Here is a 23,797-nt window from a genome sequence, read left to right on the forward strand (position 1 = left end):
TCATGGCTACCATCAAGATCACGCAGACCGGGTCGCCGATCCGCCGCGAGAAGGACCAGCGCGCAACGCTGGTCGGTCTCGGTCTGAACAAGATGCACAAGACCCGCGAGCTGGAAGACAGCCCAGAGGTCCGCGGCATGATCCGCAAGGTGCAGCACATGGTGTCGGTCGAAGGCTGAGCCTTCACGACCCACGTGACAAATACGGGAAAGGGGGCTAACGGCCCCCTTTCTTATTCCAGAATCCAACCCGGTTTTTCAACCAGCGCGTAACAAGCGAAAGCGAGTGCATTACCATGAAGCTCAACGAACTCCGCGATAACGAAGGTGCCCGTAAGTCCAAGATGCGCGTCGGACGCGGCATCGGCTCGGGCAAGGGCAAGACCGGCGGCCGCGGCCAGAAGGGCCAGAAGAGCCGTGAGGGCGTGTCCATCGCCGGCTTCGAAGGCGGCCAGATGCCGCTCCACATGCGTCTGCCTAAGCGCGGCTTCAACAACATCTTCCGCAAGGACTTCGCAGAGGTCAACCTCGGCGCGATCCAGCTCGCGGTTGATGCCGGCAAGATCGAGGCGAACGCCACGCTCGACCACAACGCGCTCAAGGCCGCTGGCCTCGCACGCGGTGGCAAGGACGGCGTCCGCCTCCTCGCCAAGGGCGAGCTGACCACGGTCCTCTCGTTCACCGTCGACGGCGCGTCGAAGGGCGCGATCGAGGCGGTCGAGAAGATCGGCGGCAAGGTCGAGGTGATCCACTTCGTCCCCGCAGCCGAGAAGGCTGCCGCCAAGAAGGGCGTGAAGTACAAGGAGCGTGCGGCGCACAAGGCGTCGTTCAAGGCCTGAGCCGAACGAGAAAGGGGGCGGGTGCGAGAGCGCCGGCCCCTTTTTTTTATATGCCTGACCTGGCGGCTTCCTGTCGCCCGCTTTCGACCCGCCCGTTTTTCAGGACCACCCTTCCTCCGTTCGCCCTGAGCGTAGTCGAAGGGTACGTCACCTGGGGCAACGTCCTTCGACTTCGCGCAGGACGAACGGGGCAGGGGGCGACCGAGCGCCCCTCGGGCTCGCATAACGCACCTAGGCATTAGACAAGCGCGCTCCTGCGCCTATATGAGCGGCGGGGGCGGTCACAACGCTTCCCGCCTTCTTTGTTTCCAGGACGATCACACGTATGGCATCCGCAGCCGACCAGATGGCGCAAAGCGTCAGCCTGTCCAAATTCGCCAAGGCGACCGATCTCAAGAAGCGGTTGTGGTTCACGATCGGCGCCCTGATCGTCTTCCGCCTGCTCAGCTATGTTCCGTTGCCGGGTGTCGACCCGACCGCGCTGGGCCTGTTGTCGCAGCAGACACAGGGCGGCGTGCTCGACTTCTTCAACACCTTCTCGGGTGGCTCGCTCAGCCGCATGTCGCTGATCGCGCTCGGCGTGATGCCCTACATCACCGCCTCGATCGTGGTGCAGCTCGCGACCTCGCTGAGCCCCACGCTTGCCGCGATCAAGAAGGACGGCGAATCAGGCCGCAAGCGGCTGAACCAGTATACCCGCTACGGCACGGTCGGCCTGACCGCGGTGCAGGGCTATTTCATCGCCGTCGGGCTCGAGACGCTCGGCGCGAACCAGGGCATCGCCGCGGTGATCGAGCCGGGCATGACCTTCCGCATCGCGGCGGTCATCTCGCTGATCGGCGGCACGATGTTCCTGATGTGGCTCGGTGAGCAGATCACCAGCCGCGGCATCGGCAACGGCGTCTCGCTGATCATCATGGCGGGCATCGTCGCGCATCTGCCGACGACCCTGGTGAACTTGCTCGAGGGCGGCCGTTCGGGCAGCCTCGACCCGATCAAGCTGATCGGCATCATCGTCGCGGTCGTCCTCCTCGTCCTGTTCATCTGCTTCATGGAGCGCGCGCAGCGTCGCATCCTGATCCAGTATCCCAAGCGCCAGACGCAGCGCGGGATGCAGGCCGATCGCAGCCATCTGCCGCTGAAGATCAACACCGCGGGCGTCATCCCGCCGATCTTCGCCTCGTCGCTGCTGCTGATGCCGCTGACGATCTCGCAGTTCGCCGGACAGCGCGTCGCGGGTGAGTCGCAGTGGGGCGATTTCATCATCACCCTCAACCAGTATCTGCAGCACGGCAGCCCCGTGTACATGCTGCTCTACGGTGCCGGCATCATCTTCTTCTCGTTCTTCTACACCGCGATCGTCTTCAATCCCGAAGAGACGGCGGACAATCTGAAGCGGCATGGCGGGTTCATCCCCGGCATCCGTCCGGGCAAGAACACCGAGAACTATTTCGATTACGTACTGACGCGCATCACCGTCATCGGTGCCGCCTATCTGACGATCATCTGCCTGCTGCCCGAATATCTGGTCACGGCGCTGTCGATCCCCTTCTATCTCGGCGGCACCAGCCTGCTGATCGTCGTCAACGTGACGATGGATACGGTGACACAGATCCAGAGCCATCTGCTCGCGCATCAATATGGCGACCTGATCAAGAAGGCGAAGCTGAAGGGCGGTCGACTTCGCTAAGTTGCGGGGTTACCGGTTTATAATCCTGCACGAACGAGGGGAGTGCGTTTCGTGAATATCATCCTTCTTGGCCCGCCAGGCGCGGGCAAGGGCACGCAGGCCGCGACGCTCGTGGCCGAACGCGGCATGGTCCAACTGTCCACCGGCGACATGCTGCGCGCTGCGGTCGCAGCGGAATCGCCCGTCGGCCTTCAGGCGAAAGCCGTGATGGCCGCCGGGGGCCTGGTCAGCGACGACATCGTGTCGGGCATCATCGGTGAGCGGCTCGACCAGCCCGATACCGCAAACGGCGTGATCTTCGACGGCTATCCGCGCACCGCGGCCCAGGCCGAGGCGCTCGACGGGCTGCTTGCAGCCCGGGGCCGTACGCTCGATTACGTGATCGAGCTCGGTGTCGACGAAGCCGCACTGATCGACCGCGTGGTCGGCCGGTATACCTGTGCCAACTGCGGCGCCGGCTATCACGATCGGTTCAAGCAGCCGGCGGTTGCCGGGGTCTGCGACGTGTGCGGCTCGACCGAGTTCAAGCGCCGTCCCGACGACAATGCCGAAACCGTCAAGACGCGGATGGCCGAATATCGCGCCAAGACCGCGCCGATCCTGCCGATCTACGATGCGCGCGGGCTTGTACGCCGCGTCGACGGGATGGCGGACATCGGCCATGTCGGCGTCGCGATCGCAGCGATCCTCGACGACCGCTGATTGGACGATCACCGGCCCGAACATGACAGGTTTGTCATGTTCGGGTCATCCCCCTGTCGAGTGCCCGATCCTAAGAGACACGTGTCGCCCGAAAGAGCGGCGCGAGTTTCCAGAGATCGGTGCCCGTCACTCCCGGGGGGTACCGTGGGGGCCGGCGGGAAGTGATTTCCGCCGGCCTTTCCGTTATGGGACAGGGGAAAGCGATGACGCCGTGAACCGCAAGATCCTGATAGTCGAAGATGATGTGTCCACCGCGAGCTATCTCGCAAAAGGACTGACCGAAGCGGGCTACGCCGTCGAGACCTGTGGCGACGGGCGTGACGGACTGTTTCTTGCCAGCGAGGGGATCTTCGACCTCATCATCGCCGACCGGATGCTGCCGGGGCTCGACGGCCTCGCCATGGTCAGCGCGGTCCGCGCGGCCGGCATCGTCACCCCGGTTCTCATCCTCTCCGCGCTCGCGGCGGTCGACCACCGCGTCGACGGGCTGAAGGCCGGGGCCGACGACTATCTGTGCAAGCCCTTCTCGTTCGCGGAACTGTCGGCGCGTGTCGAGGCGCTGGTGCGCCGGTCGGACCGGCTGGCGAGCGACCCGCAAAAAACCAAGCTGTCGGTCGGCGATCTCGAGATCGACCTGCTTTCGCGCGTCGTGTCGCGCGGCGGGCACACCATCCGCTGGGTGCGCGTGAATTCAACCTGCTCGAATTCCTCGCCCGGCATGCGGGGCAGGTCGTGACGCGGACGATGATGCTCGAAAAGATCTGGAACTATCACTTTGATCCAGGATCGAACGTCGTCGACGTTCATATCGGGCGGTTGCGGCGCAAGCTCGAGGACGGGTTTCCGACGCCGATCCTCCATACGGTACGCGGGGCAGGATACCGGCTCGCCATGGAGGGCTGAACCGCGATGCGCCTGTCGGTCACCGCGCGGATCGCGCTGCTCGCGATCATGCTGTCGCTGGTGTCCAATCTCGCGCTGATCGGCTTCGTCTGGAAACAGACCAGCGCCGATGCGATCGATGCGATCCGGCGCGAGACCACCGAACAGTCTGATGCGCTGCGCACCGTCTGGCAGGTCGGCGGTATTCCCGAACTGCGCCAGGCGATCGACGAGGCGGTCAGCCCCGGCGACGTCTCGCTGGTACTCGCGCTCGTCGACGCGGACGGACGAACCGTCCAGGGAGTCGCGCCTGCGCGGCTGACCGTGCCGCTGCGGATGACCCGCTTCAGGATCGCCCGGCTTGGCGACGACGCGTTGTGGAACGCGCGCGAGACGGGGTACGCGCTGTATCCGATCGGCCGGCAATGGCTGCTGACCGGCCGCAACCTCGACCTGATCGCGGCGGAGGAACGTGCGATGGAGCGCGCGCTGGCCTTCGCCATCACGCTGTCGCTCGCGCTCGGCATCGTCGGAGGACTCGTTCTCGCGCGCTATGTCGGTCGGCGTCTCGACGGGATAGCGAGCGTAGTCGAGGCCGCGGGCGAGGGGGACTTGTCACGCCGGGTGGCCGTGGTCGCGGGTGGCGGTGACGCGTTCGACCGGCTGGCCGCGCGGCTGAACGTCATGCTCAGCAAGCTTGAGGGGGTGATGGCCGAGCTGCGCGTCGTGACCGACAGCCTGGCGCACGACCTGCGCTCGCCGCTGGCACGGTTGCGGACCAAGACCGAGCAGGCGGTGCTGATCGCGGACCCCGACGCGCGTGAAGTGGCATTGGGCGGGTTGCTGACCGAGACCGACCTGGTCATGCGGATGTTGACGATGGTGATCGAGATCAGCCGGTCGGGATCGGTGTCGCGCGACCGGTTCATCCAGGTGTCGCCTGCGAATCTGCTCGAGGAGATCGGTGAGCTCTATGCCCCGGTCGCCGAGGATGCCGGCCTGAGCTTCGACGTGGCGATCGACGATCGGCCACCGGCCATGGCGTTGCACCGCGAACTGCTAAGCCAGGCGATCACCAACATGATCGACAACGCGCTGCGGCACGGGGCCAGCGGCGGCACGGTGACGCTTCGCCTGCTCGAGCGCGGTGACGGCGTCGCGATCCAGGTCGAGGATCGCGGGCCCGGAATCGCGGTGGCGGACCACGCGCAGGCGCTCAAGCGGTTCGGGCGGCTCGACAGCGCACGCACGACCCCGGGGGCGGGGCTGGGCATGGCGCTGGTCGAGGCGGTCGCGCGGCTGCATGACGGGCGGTTCGAACTGGGGGACAATGCGCCCGGCCTCGTTGCGCGGATCGTCCTGCCAGTCTGACTGCGAGCGGGGATGGCTTTGTGCGGCCGGACGCGCCAAGGGATTGGCGATGGACGCACTTTCGCTTTTCGGGCTTGCCGCAGTCTCCTTCACCCTGCTGTGCTATGCCAGGGAATCGGGATCGCACTGGTGGACGTTCGGCTTCGCGGTGGGGTGCCTGTTCGGATCGGCTTATGGCTTCCTGCAGGGGGCATGGCCGTTCGGGCTGGTCGAGCTGATCTGGTTCGTCGTCGCGCTGCGGCGCTGGATCGTGCTGCGACGGGTGGCCGAGCCCCGGCCCTGACGCGGTTGCACGGCGCGCATCGCGGGGGCGCACCACGCGGGCGGCGGAACCCGCGGCTTGACAGTTCATTAGCGCGCGCCTAATTCGACCTCCCCGATACGACGGTTCCCGGCGGCGCTCTTTTGCGTTCGCCGTTATCGTGCGTTTCGGATCATCGCTAGGAGATGAGGGCCGTGCAGCCATGCCGGACCTCGTGGAGCAGGAGAACCAAGTTCATGGCACGTATCGCGGGTGTTAATATCCCGACCAACAAGCGCGTGGTGATCGCGCTGACCTATATTCACGGCATCGGTTCGACCAAGGCCAAGGAAATCGTCGCGAAGCTCGGCATTGCCGACACCGCGCGTGTCCAGGACCTGACCGACCAGGAAGTGCTGCACATCCGTGAGGCGATCGACGCCGACTACACCGTCGAAGGCGATCTGCGTCGCCAGGTGTCGATGAACATCAAGCGCCTGATGGATCTCGCCTGCTATCGTGGTCTTCGTCACCGTAAGGGCCTGCCGGTCCGCGGCCAGCGCACGCACACCAATGCGCGCACCCGCAAGGGCAAGGCTAAGCCGATCGCCGGCAAGAAGAAGTAATCCGACTCAACCCCGGATTACTCCGCCGGCGCTGGTCCCGAGGGACCGCCCGGCGTCACGCAGATACAGGTCAGGAAATACACCATGGCACGCGAACCTCAGCGCATTAAGCGGCGCGAGCGCAAGAACATCACCTCTGGCGTCGCACACGTGAATGCCAGCTTCAACAACACCATGATCACGATCACCGATGCCCAGGGCAACGCGATCTCGTGGTCGTCGGCTGGCGCAATGGGCTTTAAGGGCTCGCGCAAGTCGACTCCGTACGCGGCGCAGGTCGCAGCGGAAGACGCCGGCAAGAAGGCCGCCGAGCACGGCGTCCGGACGATCGAAGTCGAAGTGAAGGGGCCCGGTTCGGGCCGCGAGTCGGCACTGCGCGCGCTGCAGGCAGTCGGTTTCCAGATCACGTCGATCCGCGACGTGACCTCGATCCCGCACAACGGCGTTCGTCCTTCGAAGCGTCGTCGCGTCTGATTTCTCCGACGTTGCCCGTGCGCGGTTGATCGCGCGGCACGGGTGCATATTCATGGCCGGTGGACGTCCTGTCCGCCGGCCCCCAAATTAGGGGAAGCAAGTGTCTGTCAACGCAAAGAACTGGCAGGAACTCAAGAAGCCCAGCGGCCTGGAGAAAAAGGCCGGTGGCGACACCAAGCGCAAGGCGACCTTCATCGCCGAGCCGCTCGAGCGTGGCTTCGGCCTGACGCTCGGCAACGCGCTGCGTCGCGTGTTGCTTTCGTCGCTGCAGGGCGCGGCCGTGACCTCGATCAAGATCGAGAACGTGCTGCATGAGTTCTCGTCTCTGGCCGGCGTCCGCGAGGACGTGACCGACATCGTCCTCAACGTGAAGCAGATCGCGATCCGCATGCAGGGCGAGGGGCCCAAGCGCCTCCAGCTCTCGGCAACGGGTCCGGGTGAAGTCAAGGCCGGCGACATCGCCGTCTCGGGCGACATCGAGATCATGAACAAGGATCTCGTGATCTGCCACCTCGATGAGGGTGCGACGCTCAACATGGAGCTGACCGCCGACATCGGTAAGGGTTACGTGCCCGCGACCGCAAACCGCCCGGCCGACGCGCCGATCGGTCTGATCCCGGTCGATGCGCTCTACTCGCCGGTACGTCAGGTGTCGTACAAGGTCGACCCGACCCGCGTCGGTCAGGACTTGGATTACGACAAGCTGACGCTGACGATCGAAACCGACGGCACGATCACCCCGGAAGACGCAGTCGGCTATGCCGGTCGCATTCTCCAGGACCAGCTCGCGCTGTTCGTGCACTTCGACGATTCGTCTGTCACCCGTTCGTCGGCCCCGATCGGCCAGGCAGCACCCGCTGCCGGTGGTGCGGAGCCCGCAGGCGACACGCAGCAGATCAACCGTTACCTTCTCAAGAAGGTCGACGAGCTCGAGCTGTCGGTGCGTTCGGCGAACTGCCTCAAGAACGACAACATCATCTATATCGGCGATCTGGTCGGCAAGACCGAAGCCGAGATGCTGCGCACGCCTAACTTCGGCCGCAAGTCCTTGAACGAGATCAAGGAAGTGCTGTCGTCGATGGGTCTTCGCCTGGGCATGGAAATCCCGGGCTGGCCGCCTGAGAACATCGAAGAGATGGCCAAGAAGCTCGAGCAGGAAATCATGGGCTGATCTGGCACCGGGGCAGCCATGCTGCACCGGAGACCAGACAGCCCGGCCGGCGGGTCGGTTTCGACCGACCCGTTCGACGACACGGCTTTGCCGGGTCGCCACCCGGCTGAAGACAAAGTGGGCAAGGTGCGGGTTTCGTGATTGACGGAACCCGTCCTTGCCGTCTTTACGAAGGCAACGGTCGCCGGCCTTAACGGCGACCAGCTCCCGGGTACCTCATACGGCCCCTGAACGAACGAAAAGGTATTAAACATGCGCCATCGCGTAGGCGGCCGTAAGCTTCAGCGGACCTCGGCCCACCGTCTTGCTCTGTTCCGCAACATGAGCGCCGCGCTCATCAAGCACGAGCAGATCACCACCACCGTCGCCAAGGCAAAGGAACTGCGTCCTTACATCGAGAAGCTGATCACGCTCGCGAAGAAGGGTGGCCTGTCCAACCGTCGTCTCGCGCACGGCAAGCTGCTCGACGATGCCCAGCTGGTGAAGCTGTTCGACGTTCTGGCGACCCGCTATGCGGATCGCAACGGCGGCTACACCCGCGTCATCAAGGCCGGCATCCGCATGTCGGACGCCTCGCCGATGGCCGTCATCGAGTTCGTCGACCGCGACGTCTCGGCGAAGGGCCAGGATTCGGGTCCGGTGATGTCGGACGAGGATTACAACGAAGCGGCATAATCCCCGCCTCTCGTTAGTCGAATTGCAGGCCGCGTTTCCCATCCGGGAGGCGCGGCCTCTTTCGTTACGGGTCCCATCCGGCTATGCGCCCGACATGGAGCACCCAGACAGCATTCTCATCGTCGATTTCGGCAGCCAGGTAACCCAGCTGATCGCCCGCCGCGTGCGCGAGGCGGGCGCTATAGCGAGATCGCCCCCTTCCAGTCCGCCGCGGCCGCGTTCGAGCGGATGCAGCCAAAGGGGATCATCCTGTCGGGTGGCCCCGCCTCGGTCACGACCGAGAACAGCCCCCGGGTGCCGCAGCATTTCTTCGAGGCGGGGATCCCGATCCTCGGCATCTGTTACGGCCAGCAGGTCATGTCCGCGCAGCTCGGCGGCAACGTGATCGTCTCGGGTGACGGCGGCGAATTCGGCAGCGCGTTCGTCGAGGTGAAGTCGCCTTGCGCGCTGTTCGACGGGCTGTGGGCCGAGGGCGAGCGGCACCAGGTATGGATGAGCCATGGCGACAAGGTCGACGCGATCCCGCCGGGCTTTACCCCCGTCGCGGTATCGACCGGTGCCCCCTATGCGATCGTCGCGGACGAGGCGCGGCGCTTCTACGGCGTGCAGTTCCATCCCGAGGTCGTCCACACGCCCGATGGCGGCAAGCTGATCGCGAACTTCGCGCGGCACGTCTGCGGTCTCAGCGGCGACTGGACAATGGCCGAGTTCCGCGAGACCAAGATCGCCGAGATCCGCGCGCAGGTCGGCAGCGGCCGAGTCATCTGCGGTCTGTCGGGCGGCGTCGATTCGGCGGTCGCGGCGGTGCTGATCCACGAGGCGATCGGCGAGCAGCTCACCTGCGTCTATGTCGATCACGGCCTGATGCGCGCGGGCGAGAGCGAGCAGGTCGTCAGCCTGTTCCGCGGCGCCTACAACATCCCACTGATCCATGTGAACGTCGAGGAGCTGTTCCTCAGCGGTCTCGCGGGCATCACCGACCCCGAACTGAAGCGCAAGTTCATCGGCAAGACCTTCATCGACGTGTTCGATGCCGAGGCGAAGAAACTGGGCGGGGCGGAGTTCCTGGCTCAGGGTACGCTCTATCCCGACGTGATCGAGAGCGTCAGCTTCACCGGCGGGCCGTCGGTAACGATCAAGAGCCACCATAATGTCGGCGGTCTGCCCGAGCGGATGAACATGAAGCTCGTCGAGCCCTTGCGCGAACTGTTCAAGGACGAGGTCCGCGCGCTTGGTCGCGAGTTGGGCCTGCCGGAGATCTTCGTCGGCCGTCATCCGTTCCCCGGACCCGGCCTCGCGATCCGCATCCCCGGCGAAGTCACCAAGGAACGCTGTGACATCCTGCGCAAGGCGGATGCGATCTACCTCGAGGAGATCCGCGCGGCGGGGCTCTACGACACGATCTGGCAGGCGTTCGCGGTGCTGCTGCCCGTGCGCAGTGTCGGCGTGATGGGCGACGGCCGCACTTACGACAACGTCCTCGCCCTGCGCGCAGTGACGTCGACCGACGGGATGACCGCGCAGGCGTTCCAGTTCCCCGGCGACTTCCTGCCGCGCGTGGCGACCCGGATCATCAACGAGGTCAAGGGCATCAACCGCGTCACCTACGACTATACGTCGAAGCCGCCCGGCACGATCGAGTGGGAATGATTCGGGGCCATTTTTGGCTATCGCGATCAATCGGCAAAGCTCGGTCAAAGCATTGAAATAAAAAAGACTATCTCACGCTATCTATCGAGGTCAATCGCGGAGCAGCGGTTGGCCCTGGCGTCCTGCGTGACGGTATCCGGCAAACTTGCACTTGGCCCAATCCAGCGATACCGTCAGAGGTATTGAAGCCAGTGACGGTATTCTTTCCGCACTAAGCCATTGTAAATCATGCGACAATTTCGGCAGAATTGCCGAAAATCGCCTGACGGTATTTTGCGTAGAGGAGGTCGGTATGCTCACCGATGTTGCCCTTAAGAACCTGAAACCACGCGAAAAAGCATACAAGGTCACGGACCGTGACGGCCTTTATGTTCAGGTCTCAACCTCCGGGACGCTGACGTTTCGGCTGGACTACCGGCTGCATGGGCGACGCGAGACGCTGACGCTCGGGAAGTACGGTCCCTCCGGTTTGTCCCTTGCTCGAGCCCGTGAAGCGACGATCGACGCTAAACGTGCAGTCTTCGAAGGCAGGTCCCCTGCCCAGGAAAAGCAGCGCGACAAACGCCGGATCAAAGAGGCCAAGAGCTTCGGTGAGTTTGGTGAGCGCTGGTTGGTGAAGGCGCCGATGGCGGACAGCACCCGCGCAATGCGGCGTTCGATCTTCGAACGAGAGCTTCTGCCAGTCTGGAAGAATCGGCTGCTGACAGAAATCACGCCGGATGACCTGCGCGCCCACTGCGGCAAGATCGTCGATCGCGGCGCTCCGGCGACTGCGATCCATGTCCGCGACATCCTGAAGCAGATCTACGGATTTGCGATCTTGCACGGCGAGAAGGTCGCCAATCCGGCCGACGATGTCGGCCCCGCCTCGATCGCGAAGTTCGTTCCAAAGGACCGGTCGCTGTCGCCGACGGAAATTCGCGTGATGCTCAAGCAGCTCGACCATGTGGCGACGCTGCCAACGATCCGACTCGGGATGCGCCTCTTTCTGCTGACAATGGTGCGCAAGAGCGAGCTGCAGGATGCGGTCTGGGACGAGGTGGACTTCGAGAACGCCGTGTGGACGATCCCCAAGGAACGCATGAAGCGATCCAAGGCGCATAACGTCTATCTCTCGCAGCAATGCCTCGACATCATGATCGCGTTGAAGACCTGCGCGGGTAACTCGCGCTACCTTCTGCCGTCTCGGTATGATGCGGATGCGCCGATGTCCCGGGCGACCTTTAATCGCGTCACCTATGCCGTCGTGGAGCGTGCGCAGAAGGAAGGCTTACCGCTGGAGCCGTTCACGGTACATGACTTGCGCCGCACCGGATCGACCCTGCTCAACGAACTGGGGTTCAACAGTGACTGGATCGAAAAGTGCCTGGCCCATGAAGATGGGCGATCCTCGCGCGGCGTCTACAACAAGGCGGAGTACGAGCATCAGCGGCGGCATATGATGCAGGAGTGGTCTGATATCATCGATGCTTGGGTGGCGGGGCAGAAGCGCGTGCCGGTCCTGATTCCGCCCTCGATGCCTATGCTCGTGCCTGATCCGGCGCTTTGACGGGGCGCGCCTTGCGCTTGCGTACATCAGGATGCGGCGCGCGGTCGATGGGCGATCGCCGAGCTGTCGCCAGGCGCTCGGTCAGCCACGCTTCGACCTCGGCCAGATCCCACACCACACAGCGCGGGGTGAGCGCAAAGCGACGAGGGAATTCGCCGCGCAGTTCCATCTCGTAGATGGTGGTGTCGGCCAGCGGTATGATCTGCCGAAGCTCATGGCGGCGGATCATCCGCTTTTTGAGGGCCTCAGGTTTCGTCGACATAACTCTACTCCAACGGGATTGGCGTCTGATGCCGATTGGAGCCGATAGACCCGACATGAAAAGAGCGAACACACCGGCGTAGGGCCCGCGGCGGCAATGGCGTACAAATCGGCGGGCTCGTTCTGGTTGTCCCTTGGCCCTAGTCATGCGCAGGACGCAGTCCGTCGAGCGGAGCGACGACGTCAACAAACTGCCGGCGCAGGCTTGCCAGTCCGATTGCCAGAGCCAGGTCTTGCCAATCCGAAAGGCCGCGTATCGTGCGTAGATCAATAAATTGAAGTGAAGAAGCAGTCGCCCTTAATCCTGCGCCAGCTTAACTGCTCAATCTTGAACTCCCGACCGAAGTTGCATCGTCACCTCCCGTTCCATACAGACCGTATTTCGGTGTCGACCACAGCAGCGTCTCCTCAGTCAAGGCGCCGTTATGGTAATTCGGTAACTACCCCAAAGGCGACACCAGGGCATGACAGGCGGAGGGATCACTGATTTGTTCCGATAGACGTGGTCGAGGAATCCGTTGCCAATCCTTGATAGGTCGATTCCTGCCACCCGAGTCCGAGTGATTTTTGGATGGCGATATAACTTGCCGTAAGAGCCGCAACCGCACTTTGAAGGTTTGATGCAGCAAGCACTTTCTGACGACCGGACTCGAGTGCGTCACTGCGGGAAATCACCTGTCGCTGGAAGCGTTGTTGTGTCAAAATGTCTGACTCGTCAGCCGATCGCTTGATCTCGGCGAGCGCTGCCACATTGCGACGTTGCTGTGCAAAGCGCGCGAGCGAATTCTCGGCGTCCTGGAACGCACCTAGAACGACCTGTCGATACTGTGCCTCAGCTTCGTCTCGTCCAGCGCGCGCTTGCGTTATCTGGGCCGAAGTTCGTCCAAAATCGAGCAACCCCCATTGTAGCTGGGGCACGGCAATGTTGGAGATATTTCCCAGATCGACCAGGTCTCCGACAGACGTTCCGCCGATGCCTAGGATCCCCATAAAGCTGATCTTGGGAAAAACGCGCTGCTTCAGCGACGCCAATCCGGGCGGTCGTGGCCGCCAGATTGCGCTCGGCGGCGCGTATGTCGGGTCGACGGCGAAGTAGAGAGGCGGGATCGCCGATGGCGACGACCTGTGGTGGCAAGGGGACGTCACGCGGGATAGCCAGCAAGGAATCGAGCCTCCCTGGCGCCTCCCCTGCAAGCACGGCGAGCGCATTGAGATAAATTCCGATCTCCGCCTCAGCCGTAGCGAGATCGCCGTTGGTAGCCTGAATGGCGCGGTTCGCCTGACCAATGGCAAAGGCCGGCACCGTGCCCTGCTGAAAGCGTTGCCGAGCGAGGCCTAGCTGCTGCTTCTGCAGGTCCAGCCCCCCACGAAGTGCAGCGGCGCGCTGCTGCCGGTCCCGCAGATTCGTATAACTTTGCGCAACGTCGGCTGCGAGTTGAACGTGTGCATCTGCCGCGTTGTAGGACGCCGCTGCGGCTAGTGCGTTAGCGGATTCTATTTTTCGGATCTGGCCTCCCGCAAAATCGATTTCCCAATTTGCGTTCAGGCCGAGATTGAAAAACTGGAGAGAGGAATCCGCGTCCTGGGAAGGGGGCGTTGCGCCGTTCCCCTGAGCTGACTGCAGATCGATCCCGGGAAGGTCGGCGAAGATTCCGGTCGCTTGTGCCCCAGCTTTCGGAAAGCGGTTAGCGCGCTCCTGGCGCACGGATGCACGCGCCTGACGGAGTCGCGCCTGGGCGACATCGATCGACGGATTCGCTGCAAGTGCGCGTTGCTCAAGCTCGTTCAGGACCGGATCTTGAAGGGCCGTCCACCACTCAGCAACTGCGGGGTCATTGGTGCTCGTACTCGCGGTCTGGCGCACGAACTTGGATTGGGGGGCGGCGCGATCCAACCCCGGCGGTCCGGCGTAGTCCGGGCCAACGACACATCCGCCGAGCAGCAAGGGGGCGAGAACGAGACCTCTGAAGTTTATCATCGCAGCCTCAATGCATCGCCATGGACTGCCCTTTAGGCAGCGGGCGCAGGAACAAAACGAGTGGAAGCGTGGCTAGTGTCGCAAGCGCCATCGCCAGGAAAATGTCATTGTACGTCATGATGAAGGCCTGCTGCTGAATGGTCCCGGCAAGCGACTGAAGGGCGGCGTCCATCTGGCCGAACGTCCTGGTCATGCCGGCGAGATAATCCTGCAACCTTGGGTCGTTTGCCCAAAGGGTCTCTTCCATCCGTCGGCTATGGAGCGACATTCGCTGGTCCTGAAAGGAGGCCAGGGCGGCCAAAGCGAACGACCCGCCGAGATTTCGTGCGGCATTGAAGATGCCTGATGCATCACCGGCATCCTCCTTGCTGACCGAAGCGATAGTGGCCTGGTTCAGGAACAGCATGGTGAGGATCATGCCGACACCACGCAGTAACTGTCCGGCGGTAAAGGCTTCTCCGGCAGATTCCGCGGTGAGGCTGGTGTTGACGAGGCAGCTGGCGGCCATGAGCGCAAGGCCTGTGCCAACGGCGATCCTGATATCGACGACGCGGATAAGCAGCGGGATGACGGGCATCAGCAGGAAGGCAGGCACACCCATGAGGAAAATCACCTGACCCGTCTCAAGGGCGTTATAGTTAGCGATCAGCGCGAGGAATTGCGGGATGACGAAGGTCGAGCCGTACATCACCATGCCCAGCGCCAGCGCCATGACGACGACGCTGCCGAATTGTCGATTCATCACGATCCGCAGCTTAAGCACAGGCTTGGCGGCCCTGAATTGTCCGATACCCAGCATGACAAAACCAATCAGGGTCATGATCGTCAGCCGGACGATGTACGTCGATTCAAACCATTCTTCACGGTGCCCTTCCTCAAGCACGACCGTCAGTCCTCCCAGGCCGAGGATCATGCCGACGATCCCGAACCAGTCCGCCTCGCGGAAATAGACCCAGTTCGTTTTCTCGTGCGGCAGGCCGAGAAGCAGCAGCAGCAAGAGCAGACCGCAGACCGGCACGTTGACGAAGAAGGCATAATGCCAGCTCAGATTTTCCGTGAGCCAGCCTCCGAGCAGGGGGCCAAGAACCGGACCCAGGATGACGGTCATTCCAAAAAGGGCCATGCCGATTGGCTGTTGCGATGGCGGGAGGCGCTTTGCGACGATCGTCATCGCTGTCGGGATGAGCACGCCGCCCGTGAACCCCTGACCCGCCCTTCCGACGATCATTGTCATCAGATCCGTAGCGGTGCCGCACAGGACCGAGAATCCTGTAAAAGAGGTCACAGAGATGAGGAGAAGTGTCCTCAACCCCAAAAGCCGTTCCAGCCACGCGCTCAGCGGTATGATGATGATCTCGGCAACGAGAAAAGCCGTGGCGATCCACGTTCCTTCCGTGCCGGTCGCTCCGATCTCCCCTTGGATAGTCGGCAGCGCCGAGTTGACGATCGAGATGTCGAGTGTCGCGAGCAGCGCGCCCAGCGCGCCGGCCGCGACCGCGATCCAGGCCGTCGAGTCGGCTCGCTCGGCGCGTAACGTCCCCGGAGATGCAGCAACCGTCGCCACGCTCAGCGCTTCCGACTTACGGCCTGCCGGATTCTCTCCAGGTCGCCTTTGGCCGAACGGGTATCGACAGTAATGCCGACCGACATTCCGGGAACCAGAAGGGGCCTGACTTCGGGCGGCGCATCGATCGCGATACGGACGGGCACGCGCTGAACGATCTTCGTGAAGTTGCCGGTCGCGTTTTGCGGCGGGAGCACGGAGAACTGGGCACCTGTGCCCGGTGCGAAGCTGGCAACCCGCCCTTTCAGCTCGACCCCGGGGAGCGCGTCGACGTCGATGCTGACGGGCTGGCCGACTCGCATGAGACCTAGCTGCGTCTCTTTAAAATTGGCCTCGATGAAGAGGCGCTCCACCGGCACCAGCGTCATCAGGCGCGTTCCGGGCTGTACGAACTGCCCTACCCGGACAGCGAGATCGCCGAAGCGACCATCGATCGCTGCCTTGAGCAACGTCGATTCGGTGTTCACACGCGCGGCGGAGAGCTGAGCGCGAGCGGCTTCGGCTTGCGATTGCGCCTGTCGTACCTGCGCACCAAGCGTGCCAACGCGCCTTTCTGCTGCGGTAAGGCCGGCCTGAGCAGCATTGGCGCGCTCATCTGCCTGTCGTGCCTGCGTCTGAAGCTGAGCAAATCGCTCGCCTGGCTCTGCGCCAGACGCCGCCAGCGGCTGATAGCGCGCAACCTGCTGCCGCGCGAGCGCCTCGGCGCGCGCCGAGGCCGCCTGAGCACGCGCCTGGACGATTGTCGCCTGCTGTTCAGCGATCTGCGAACGGCTCGTCTCGACCGCAGCTTTCGCTGTGTCGATCTGGCTGGTGATCTGCTCGCTTTGGGCTCGATATTCGCGAGGGTCCAGTTCTGCCAACTGCTGCCCTTTGCGGACCGCTTGGTTCGCGCTGACAAACACGCGCTCGACATATCCGGCAACTTTCGGGGCCACCACGACAGAGTCCGCCGCCACATAAGCGTTGTCGGTTTTCTGCATGAACTGGCTTTGTTGCACAAAGATAATTAAGCACAAATATGGTTTTACTGACGAGATCTATGCAACGCGGATGGTGGTCGGTGTTCCTATTTGTGAAAATCGATTGAGAACTGCGGCACGGAGTTTGAGCTCGGTAATCTGACGATCAAAGGTGCGCGATGCGACGCGCTCGCCGAGCAGCTTGAAGCAGTGCATCTTCGTCTCGACCAGGCTGCGGCGATGGTAGCCGCTCCACTTCTTCCAGATTGTTCGACCGAGCCTTTTCATCGCGCGTAGCGTTTCGTTGCGAGCATCGGCGCGGCCGCCGGCTTCTTCCATGCTGGCCGCCCCGGCGTACGGGAATGACCGCGTCTGCGCCCCGGGCTGCGATCGCGGCCCGACACTTTCTGGTGTCGTAGGCGCCATCACCCCCGACGATCGTAATCCGTTCGTCCGTCGGGATTTGCGCCAGCAGATCCGGCAGTTGAGCAGCCCCCACCGGGTGGTCCGGGTAGATAGTTAGTGCATTGTGGCCTCCGCCGCCATCGCCGGGCGGAGGTGGAGCGAAGCGGAGCCGGAGGCTGGCAATGGCGGTGTCGCCGCTTCTGGTGCCGGTGGGCGGTAGCCCAAGCTGCTGTGCGGCCGGACGGTGTTGTAATGGCGCCGCCACGCCTCGATCAGCACCCTTGCCTCGGCGAGACTGTAGAAGATTTCCCCGTTGAGCAGCTCGTCGCGCAGCGAGCCGTTGAAGCTCTCGTTATAGCCGTTCTCCCAAGGCGAACCCGGCGCGATGTAGAGCGTCTTCACGCCGACTTGGCCGAGCCATTGCTGGACCGCGGTAGCGATGAACTCGCTGCCATAGCACATTGGGAAGCGCCGGTTCGGGAGCCGCTATGGCCCTGATGGAGACAAGGCCGCGTAGCGGCCGCAGGGTTCATCAGGGCAAGCCATGGCCGGCCAGCGGGTGTCTAAAGTGAAGTTGTCGAGACAACACTTTGGAGGCCGACCGACCATGACCAAGCTCACCCCTACGCCTGCTGGCGCCGTGCTGGTAGCCATCGACATGTCCAAGAACCGGCAGGAAGTCCTGATCGAGCGACCGGAAGGCGGCCGGCGCCGGCGGCTGTCCGTCATGGCAACCAAGAAGGACTATGACGACTTCGCCGAACAGCTCGCTGCCATCGGCCGTCCCATCGTCGTCGGTTCGAGGCGACGGGTAATTACCATCGCACGCTGGCACATCGGCTGCTGACGGCAGGGTTCGAGCTGCGCCTCATCTCGTCGGTCGCGCTCGCCAGAACGCGCGAGGCGCTGCACAATGGCTGGGACAAGAACGACCCCAAGGACGCGCAGGTCATCCTGCACATGCTGCGGATCGGGGCGACGCAGCGTTATGTCGATCCGCTGGCGGCCGGGATCAACGACCTGCAGGAACTGTCGAAGACCCACGAAACGATCTCCAAGGCCAAGACGCAAACCTGGCATCGGATCCTCACCCACTATTTGCCGCTCTACTTCCCTGAGATCGCCCGCTTCGCCGGCAACAGCAGATCCGACTGGTTTTTGCGCTCATCGAGCGGTTCCCCACTCCTGCCAGCATCACCGCGCTCGACGCCGAGACATTCTCGGCCGTGGCCTGGCCTCTCATCGGCCGCAAGGTTTCCAAAGCGCGTCTTATCAATGACATATACGAAACGGCCTGCGCTTCGGTGGCTCTGCCAGTCCCGGAGGATTCGGCAGCAATCACCATGTTCCGTATGGTCATTGCGCAGGGGCGCAGTCTCATCCAGCAGCGTGACGAGATAGAGCGGCTTGCCCATGCCAGGCTGGCCGAGCATGTCGATTACCAGCTGCTGCGCAAGATTCCCGGCATCGGCCCGATCAACGCGCTGACCATCCTGGCGGAAGCCGGTGATCTGCGCCGGTTCAATCATCATCGCCAATTTCTGAAATTCTGCGGCCTCGATCTCGCGACGTGTCAGTCAGGCACGTTCCGTGGCCGGACAAAGCTGTCCAAGTACGGCAACGCACGATTGCGCCGGACTTTCTGGATGGCTGCTCAAGTTGCCGCGCGTCAGCGCGACAATAGCTTCCGCGATAAGCTCGGACGATATGTCGCCGGGCACGCGGACGATGCCGACCGTCGCCGCAAGGCGATGACGGCGCTCACCGCCAAGATGGCGCGCGTGGCTCACGCCGTCATCAAGACGGGGGGACAGAGTACCCGGCCGTTCCTCGAACGGTCGGATGCCAGGTGGAAGGACCCCTCTCTGATGTGCCGTGAGGGCGCGAGAGCGACCCTGTAGATAATGTTCGGGCCTTCCACCTGGGTGCGTATCTCGTCTTAAGGATGGTGAGGACCACGGCCGCCTCGGCGCCGCTGGATCCTGTGTTTGCTATGGCAGGGAGCGATCCCGTTGACGGTGGGAGCCATCTGGCTCAGAATGCATGCCGCGCCGATGGTTGTCGGCGCATGGATATCTGCTGGCTGAAACCCGCCGCTGCTTCCCAACATAGGACGTTGTCGCTCACGATCGTCTTCGGCGCACCACGCCTTGCGATCAGGTCGCCTAGCTCACGCACGACCCGCCTGCCCGAGATCGACGTATCCACCACCGCCGCCAGGCACTCACGGGTCACATCATCGACGACATTGAGCACGCGGAACCGACGGCCCGTGGCGAGCTGATCATGCACGAAGTCCAGGCTCCAGCGCTGGTTGGGAAGCGCCAACACCAGCGCAGGCGCCCGCGCGCCGACGGCGCGCCTTCGTCCCTTCCTCCGGCGCACCGTCAGGCCTTCCTCTCGATACAGCCGTTGGGTCTTCTTGCGGTTGATCGTGATGCCGTCTCGGCGAAGCAGGATGTGCAGGCGTCGATAGCCGAACCGCCGACGCTGCTGTGCCAGCTCACGCAAACGCGACCGCAGGTCGCCATCATTATCCCGGCACGAGCGATACCGCATGCTCTTGCGATCCGCTCCGACGACAGCACACGCCCGCCGCTCGCTCATCCCCAACGTCGCCTGGAGATGCGCGACCGCTTCCCGCTTCGCGGCAGGCGCTACCATTTTTTGATAGCAGATCCTTCAGACCCGCATTGTCGAGCATCGTATCCGCCAACAACCGCTTGAGCCTGCCGTTCTCCTCCTCCAGCGCCCGCAGCCGCTTCGCGTCGGACACCTCCAGACCGCCGAACTTGGCCTTCCAGGCGTAATAGGTCGCGCTCGACAGACCGTGCCGCCGGCACAACTCCGTCACTACCGCGCCCGCCTCGGCCTCCTTCAAGATGCCGATGATCTGCTCTTCCGAAAACTGCTTCCGCTTCATCCGTCCGTCCCTTCTTCGGGGTCGGACTCTAGCTCCAAATGGAGGAAAAAACGGGGGTCACGTCACAGCAAGGAGGTTCCCCGTGAAGTTGGTCACGAGTTCGATGCAGCGCTTGCATGTCGAGTTGCTCCTCGGTTTTCAATTCCACGAACCGCATGGTCGGCCGGGTTGCCGCTTCCGCGATCGGCTCCGGGTCGCGGTCGTCGTTCTTCTGCGCCTTAACGTATGGACGGACATATTCCGACGACATCAGCCGAACGACATAGCCTTGTCGTGCCAGCGCCCGTCCCATCGATGAGCTCGGCAGCAGGCCTCTATAGCCACGACGCAGGACGGCAGGTCTCCGGCGTATGTGATAAGTGACCCTGCTCGTCGCCGCAAAGCGGACCTGATATACGCGGAGAGCCACCGGCCGCAGATGATGTCGCGACCTACAAAGATGCCTCCCACGTAGCGGATTTGGGGAAAAAGAGTCTTTCCGAACACCCGATCCATCTTGCCCCTCCCGCGCCTCTTGACTGCTCGACGAAACCGATGATACTCACTTCTAAGCATGCTTAATTGTGTATGCCTTCGGCAGGAAAAGAGCGTCCCGTGGGATGCCCTTGATAGTTCGCAAGTGAAAAATACTAACGTCTCCAAGGTTCCGAAGTGGGCGGACGAACCGCCTTGGTCAATTAGACCGAGACCCTGAAGTACGAAAAGCTCGGAGAGGATGAGGATTATGGCAATCCGCGTAGTGCTTATCGACGCATACGGCGATGGACGAGAAATTGAGTCACAAGAGGGCCAATCTCTAATGGAGGCCGCGCTAGCCGCTGGCGCTCCAGGGATAGACGCCGACTGCGGCGGAGCCTGCGCGTGTGCTACCTGTCAGGTCTACGTTCATCCCGACTGGCTGTCCCGCCTACAACCGATCAGCGGCGGCGAGGCCACAATGTTGGAATTTGCAGCCAACAAGGCAGATAATAGCCGATTAGCATGTCAGATCCGGTTGACGTCAACGCTTGATGGCCTGACCGTCACAACTCCAGAATATCAGTTCTAATAAGCGATCAACCTGCAGCCGCTAGGCTGATCTGAAGGGAGAGCCCCATGTCGCTCACGGAAAAACCTATTGAGACCGCCGAACGGAAGCGCTTCTACGATAAGATTGAGCGAAATTCGTACACCCCGCTTTGGAATGTTTTGTCCAGCATCATAACACCTACACCAAGAAGTGGGTGTCAATCGCACATATGGCACTTCGACGATGCAAAGGACTACCTACTTGAAGCTGGCGGCCTCATCACCGCGAAAGAAGCCGAACGTCGTGTCCTAATACTTGAAAACCCTGGGCTACGTGGACAGTCAAAGATAACCACCTCATTGTACGCCGGACTTCAAATTGTCCTTCCGGGTGAAGTAGCGCCAGCCCATCGACATAGTCAATCCGCCCTACGCTTTGTGATGGACGGCTCCGGTGCCCACACCTCGGTGGATGGTGAACGTACCTCTATGCAGTTCGGCGATTTCGTGATCACCCCCCCTGGGGCTTGGCACGACCATGGTAATGATAGTCCAGAGCCGATGGTTTGGCTCGATGGCCTCGATATCCCCATCGTCTCGATGTTTGACGCATCATTCGCCGAAGAGCATCATGAGGACCAACAGCCTATCGATCGGCAAGCCGGGGATAGCGGATGGCGGTTTGGCGCCAACATGCTGCCGGTAGATTATAAGTCATCGCGAGTTGTATCGCCGATCTTTAACTATCCATATGATCGATCCCGTGAGGCTTTGCGACACCTTGTGACACAGGGCGATTTGGATCCGTGTCATGGCATAAAGATGCGGTATATCAATCCTGTTGATGGCGGCTGGGCGATGCCCACAATCGCGCCGTGCTTACAACTTCTCCCAAACGGCTTTCGCAGCCACCCCTACCGCTCGACCGATGCAACGGTATTTGTAGTCACGGAGGGCACTGGGCGAACAACTATTAATGATCAGGTGTTCGAGTGGCGGCCGAAAGACATATTTGTTGTTCCTAGCTGGCACACGGTTACACATGAGGCCGACTGTGAAAGCGTACTCTTCTCATACTCCGATCGTGTTTGCCAAGAAAAGCTTGGATTGTGGCGCGAGGATCGTGGGAATAGTAGTCCCTTCCAGAGCCGATAAGCTAGTTCCTTGGTCGATATGCTAAACGCGTTTCTTGTTACACCGCCGCACTTGAGGAACCTGGGATGAAACATGAACTGTTAACGGTTGACGAAGTGGTAGGATGTTGGGCGATAATGCCCACCCCGGCGAAGCCAAACGCCTCTGATCCGCGGGCTGACGACACAGTCGACTTGGAGGAAACGGCCCGTGTCGTTGATGCTTTGATCGCTTCGGGTGTAGACGGTATATTGTCCATGGGGACCTTAGGGGAAGGCGCGACGACTACCTGGGCTGAGCAAGAGGCGTTCATGCGAACACTTGCTGATGCAGGCCGTGGCCGGATACCAATCTTCAGTGGTGCAACAAGCCTTAATACACGCGAATCAATCCGCATGACGAGGGCGGCGCGCGAAATTGGACTTACGGGTGTGATGCTAGGCCTGCCAATGTGGGTTCAGCCCGATCTGCCAACGGCGGTACAATTTTTTTCGTGACGTCGCGGATTCGTGCCCAGACATGGCGATCTGCGCTTATGCCAACCCGGAGGCTTTCAAATTTGATTTTCCTCGGCCATTCTGGGCTCAGATATCGACCATTCCCCAAGTCGTATCCGCAAAATATATTAACACAGCGGCGCTCTACGCAGACTTGAATCTCACGCAGCGCCGCATCAGACTAATGCCACTTGATGTCGACTACTACGCGGCATCTCGACTCGATCCAGAGAACTGCAAGGCGTTTTGGACAAGCGGCGCAGTTTGCGGGCCTGCTCCCGTAATCCAACTGCGAGACGCGATAGCCGCAGCTACACAATCTAACGATTGGACCAAGGCGAAAGAACTAACCGACAGGATTGCATTTACCTATCGCACGCTTTTTCCTAACGGCTCCTTCAAAGAGTTTTCTGTCTATAACATTGGCATTGAGAAAGCTCGGATGGATGCAGCAGGATGGATGACGGCGGGCCCGTGCCGACCACCTTACCATCTCGTGCCTGAATCGGTGCTGGATGGCGCTAGAGAGTCGGGTCGACAATGGGCGAGCCTTGCCGCTGCACTAGAGCAGGAGGGCCACAAGTGATGAGGGGTGCATTGGATTTCTACTTCGATTTCATGAGTCCGTTCGCGTATCTTGCGTTTCAAAGAGTTCCTAGCGTTTGCAAGACTTACGACTTACAACTGCGCCTTCGTGTCGTAGATCTTCCGAAGCTAAAGCTATTGGCTGGAAATACGGCGCCGCCTAACGTCAACTTGCCGTTAAAGCTTGCCTATTTCCGGGCCGATATTGAGCGATGGGCTTCAATCTATAGTGTTCCAGCGACGTTTCCTAAGACCTTGGATACAGCGGGGCTGAACAGGGCCCTACTTTTCGCGCTCGACAAAGGAGAAGGCTTGAGCTTCACTGGGCAGGCGTGGGACCAAGTTTGGGGCGCCGGTAGGGATCCTGCCGATCCAGCGCTACTCGCGGAACTCGCCGGCGGTCACGGTTGGCAAGTCGACGAGATAAACCGCTGGACCTCGTCACCCGAAGCTATCGCGCGATATGACAACGGAACTCAACAAGCTCATGACGCCGGAGTCTTTGGTACACCAACTATGATTGTAGGCGACCAAATGTGGTGGGGGAATGATCGCCTCGATATCATGGAAGCTGCGCTTCGGGAAGGGGCATAGCTGAATTATTTTTGTCATCA

The 23,797-nt window shown here is 61.9% G+C and carries 19 protein-coding genes and 9 pseudogenes; 19 read left to right on the plus strand and 9 right to left on the minus strand.

What is annotated here, in order from left to right; translation table 11 throughout:
• Nucleotides 1–2: 2 nt before the first annotated feature.
• The 13 genes and pseudogenes from rpmD (at nt 3) to NI18_RS07910 (ending at nt 11,869) form a co-directional block, all read left to right on the plus strand.
• Entirely contained in the window at nt 3–179 is a 177-nt protein-coding gene (rpmD, locus tag NI18_RS07850; RefSeq protein WP_031393747.1) for a 50S ribosomal protein L30, read from the plus strand.
• A gap of 116 nt (nt 180–295) precedes the next feature.
• On the plus strand, nt 296–838 hold the full coding sequence (rplO, locus tag NI18_RS07855; RefSeq protein WP_031393746.1) for a 50S ribosomal protein L15: 543 nt from the start codon (nt 296–298) through the stop codon (nt 836–838).
• Nucleotides 839–1,163: 325 nt separating this feature from the next.
• A complete protein-coding gene (gene secY, locus NI18_RS07860; protein ID WP_031393745.1) occupies nt 1,164–2,528 on the plus strand; it encodes a preprotein translocase subunit SecY in 1,365 nt (454 codons plus the stop codon).
• Between the two features lie 51 nt (nt 2,529–2,579).
• Nucleotides 2,580–3,230, plus strand: a complete 651-nt coding sequence (locus NI18_RS07865) for an adenylate kinase (RefSeq protein WP_037529375.1) — start codon at nt 2,580–2,582, stop codon at nt 3,228–3,230.
• A gap of 211 nt (nt 3,231–3,441) precedes the next feature.
• A pseudogene (locus tag NI18_RS07870) lies at nt 3,442–4,133 on the plus strand (response regulator transcription factor).
• Between the two features lie 6 nt (nt 4,134–4,139).
• Nucleotides 4,140–5,483, plus strand: a complete 1,344-nt coding sequence (locus tag NI18_RS07875; RefSeq protein ID WP_037529232.1) for a HAMP domain-containing sensor histidine kinase — start codon at nt 4,140–4,142, stop codon at nt 5,481–5,483.
• Between the two features lie 49 nt (nt 5,484–5,532).
• Nucleotides 5,533–5,766 carry a hypothetical protein gene (locus tag NI18_RS07880; protein WP_037529234.1) on the plus strand — a complete coding sequence of 78 codons (234 nt, stop codon included), beginning with the start codon at nt 5,533–5,535 and terminating at the stop codon, nt 5,764–5,766.
• 215 nt (nt 5,767–5,981) lie between these two features.
• Nucleotides 5,982–6,350 (plus strand): 30S ribosomal protein S13, encoded by a 369-nt coding sequence (rpsM, locus tag NI18_RS07885; protein ID WP_031395238.1) that lies wholly within the window; start codon nt 5,982–5,984, stop codon nt 6,348–6,350.
• A gap of 84 nt (nt 6,351–6,434) precedes the next feature.
• Nucleotides 6,435–6,824, plus strand: a complete 390-nt coding sequence (gene rpsK, locus NI18_RS07890) for a 30S ribosomal protein S11 (protein ID WP_031395237.1) — start codon at nt 6,435–6,437, stop codon at nt 6,822–6,824.
• 100 nt (nt 6,825–6,924) lie between these two features.
• Nucleotides 6,925–7,995 (plus strand): DNA-directed RNA polymerase subunit alpha, encoded by a 1,071-nt coding sequence (locus NI18_RS07895; protein ID WP_031395236.1) that lies wholly within the window; start codon nt 6,925–6,927, stop codon nt 7,993–7,995.
• Nucleotides 7,996–8,247: 252 nt separating this feature from the next.
• Nucleotides 8,248–8,670: a 50S ribosomal protein L17 gene (gene rplQ, locus NI18_RS07900; RefSeq protein ID WP_031395235.1), complete on the plus strand. Its 423-nt coding sequence runs from the start codon at nt 8,248–8,250 to the stop codon at nt 8,668–8,670.
• Nucleotides 8,671–8,764: 94 nt separating this feature from the next.
• A pseudogene (gene guaA, locus NI18_RS07905) lies at nt 8,765–10,320 on the plus strand (glutamine-hydrolyzing GMP synthase).
• Nucleotides 10,321–10,612: 292 nt separating this feature from the next.
• Nucleotides 10,613–11,869: a tyrosine-type recombinase/integrase gene (locus NI18_RS07910; protein ID WP_037529235.1), complete on the plus strand. Its 1,257-nt coding sequence runs from the start codon at nt 10,613–10,615 to the stop codon at nt 11,867–11,869.
• On the opposite strand, the gene NI18_RS07915 is transcribed toward NI18_RS07910, so the two are convergent.
• From NI18_RS07915 to NI18_RS07935, 7 genes and pseudogenes are all read right to left on the minus strand, one after another.
• Nucleotides 11,841–12,131 (minus strand): AlpA family phage regulatory protein, encoded by a 291-nt coding sequence (locus tag NI18_RS07915; RefSeq protein ID WP_037529236.1) that lies wholly within the window; start codon nt 12,129–12,131, stop codon nt 11,841–11,843. The two genes, NI18_RS07910 and NI18_RS07915, sit on opposite strands and share 29 nt — an antisense overlap.
• A gap of 479 nt (nt 12,132–12,610) precedes the next feature.
• Nucleotides 12,611–13,162, minus strand: a complete 552-nt coding sequence (locus NI18_RS27910) for a TolC family protein (protein WP_347574822.1) — start codon at nt 13,160–13,162, stop codon at nt 12,611–12,613.
• Nucleotides 13,163–13,376: 214 nt separating this feature from the next.
• Nucleotides 13,377–14,108: pseudogene (locus tag NI18_RS27915) on the minus strand (TolC family protein); the annotation flags it as partial.
• 7 nt (nt 14,109–14,115) lie between these two features.
• Entirely contained in the window at nt 14,116–15,672 is a 1,557-nt protein-coding gene (locus tag NI18_RS07920) for an MDR family MFS transporter (RefSeq protein ID WP_037529238.1), read from the minus strand.
• A 2-nt stretch (nt 15,673–15,674) separates the two neighbouring features.
• Nucleotides 15,675–16,658, minus strand: a pseudogene (locus NI18_RS07925) (HlyD family secretion protein); the annotation flags it as partial.
• Between the two features lie 51 nt (nt 16,659–16,709).
• Nucleotides 16,710–17,115, minus strand: a pseudogene (locus tag NI18_RS26660) (transposase); the annotation flags it as partial.
• Between the two features lie 35 nt (nt 17,116–17,150).
• Nucleotides 17,151–17,489 (minus strand): annotated as a pseudogene (locus tag NI18_RS07935) (integrase core domain-containing protein); the annotation flags it as partial.
• A gap of 154 nt (nt 17,490–17,643) precedes the next feature.
• Here NI18_RS07935 and NI18_RS07940 point away from each other — a divergent pair.
• Nucleotides 17,644–18,905: pseudogene (locus NI18_RS07940) on the plus strand (IS110 family transposase).
• A gap of 246 nt (nt 18,906–19,151) precedes the next feature.
• Here NI18_RS07940 and NI18_RS07945 read toward each other — a convergent pair.
• Together NI18_RS07945 and NI18_RS23140 are read right to left on the minus strand one after the other, a co-directional pair.
• Nucleotides 19,152–19,959: pseudogene (locus tag NI18_RS07945) on the minus strand (IS3 family transposase); the annotation flags it as partial.
• 76 nt (nt 19,960–20,035) lie between these two features.
• Nucleotides 20,036–20,400 (minus strand): annotated as a pseudogene (locus tag NI18_RS23140) (hypothetical protein); the annotation flags it as partial.
• 283 nt (nt 20,401–20,683) lie between these two features.
• Here NI18_RS23140 and NI18_RS22195 point away from each other — a divergent pair.
• The 5 genes from NI18_RS22195 (at nt 20,684) to NI18_RS22205 (ending at nt 23,777) form a co-directional block, all read left to right on the plus strand.
• On the plus strand, nt 20,684–21,007 hold the full coding sequence (locus NI18_RS22195) for a 2Fe-2S iron-sulfur cluster-binding protein (RefSeq protein ID WP_052149083.1): 324 nt from the start codon (nt 20,684–20,686) through the stop codon (nt 21,005–21,007).
• A 47-nt stretch (nt 21,008–21,054) separates the two neighbouring features.
• Nucleotides 21,055–22,122 (plus strand): gentisate 1,2-dioxygenase, encoded by a 1,068-nt coding sequence (gene gtdA / locus NI18_RS07955; RefSeq protein ID WP_037529241.1) that lies wholly within the window; start codon nt 21,055–21,057, stop codon nt 22,120–22,122.
• 65 nt (nt 22,123–22,187) lie between these two features.
• Nucleotides 22,188–22,598, plus strand: coding sequence for a dihydrodipicolinate synthase family protein (locus NI18_RS27920; RefSeq protein ID WP_347574823.1), 411 nt, complete (start codon nt 22,188–22,190; stop codon nt 22,596–22,598).
• 22 nt (nt 22,599–22,620) lie between these two features.
• A complete protein-coding gene (locus tag NI18_RS27925; RefSeq protein ID WP_347574824.1) occupies nt 22,621–23,184 on the plus strand; it encodes a hypothetical protein in 564 nt (187 codons plus the stop codon).
• 11 nt (nt 23,185–23,195) lie between these two features.
• Nucleotides 23,196–23,777 carry a 2-hydroxychromene-2-carboxylate isomerase gene (locus NI18_RS22205; protein ID WP_198526961.1) on the plus strand — a complete coding sequence of 194 codons (582 nt, stop codon included), beginning with the start codon at nt 23,196–23,198 and terminating at the stop codon, nt 23,775–23,777.
• Nucleotides 23,778–23,797: the final 20 nt, after the last annotated feature.

Source organism: Sphingomonas sp. Ant20 (assembly GCF_000783375.1).
Classification (GTDB): domain Bacteria; phylum Pseudomonadota; class Alphaproteobacteria; order Sphingomonadales; family Sphingomonadaceae; genus Sphingomonas; species Sphingomonas aerolata.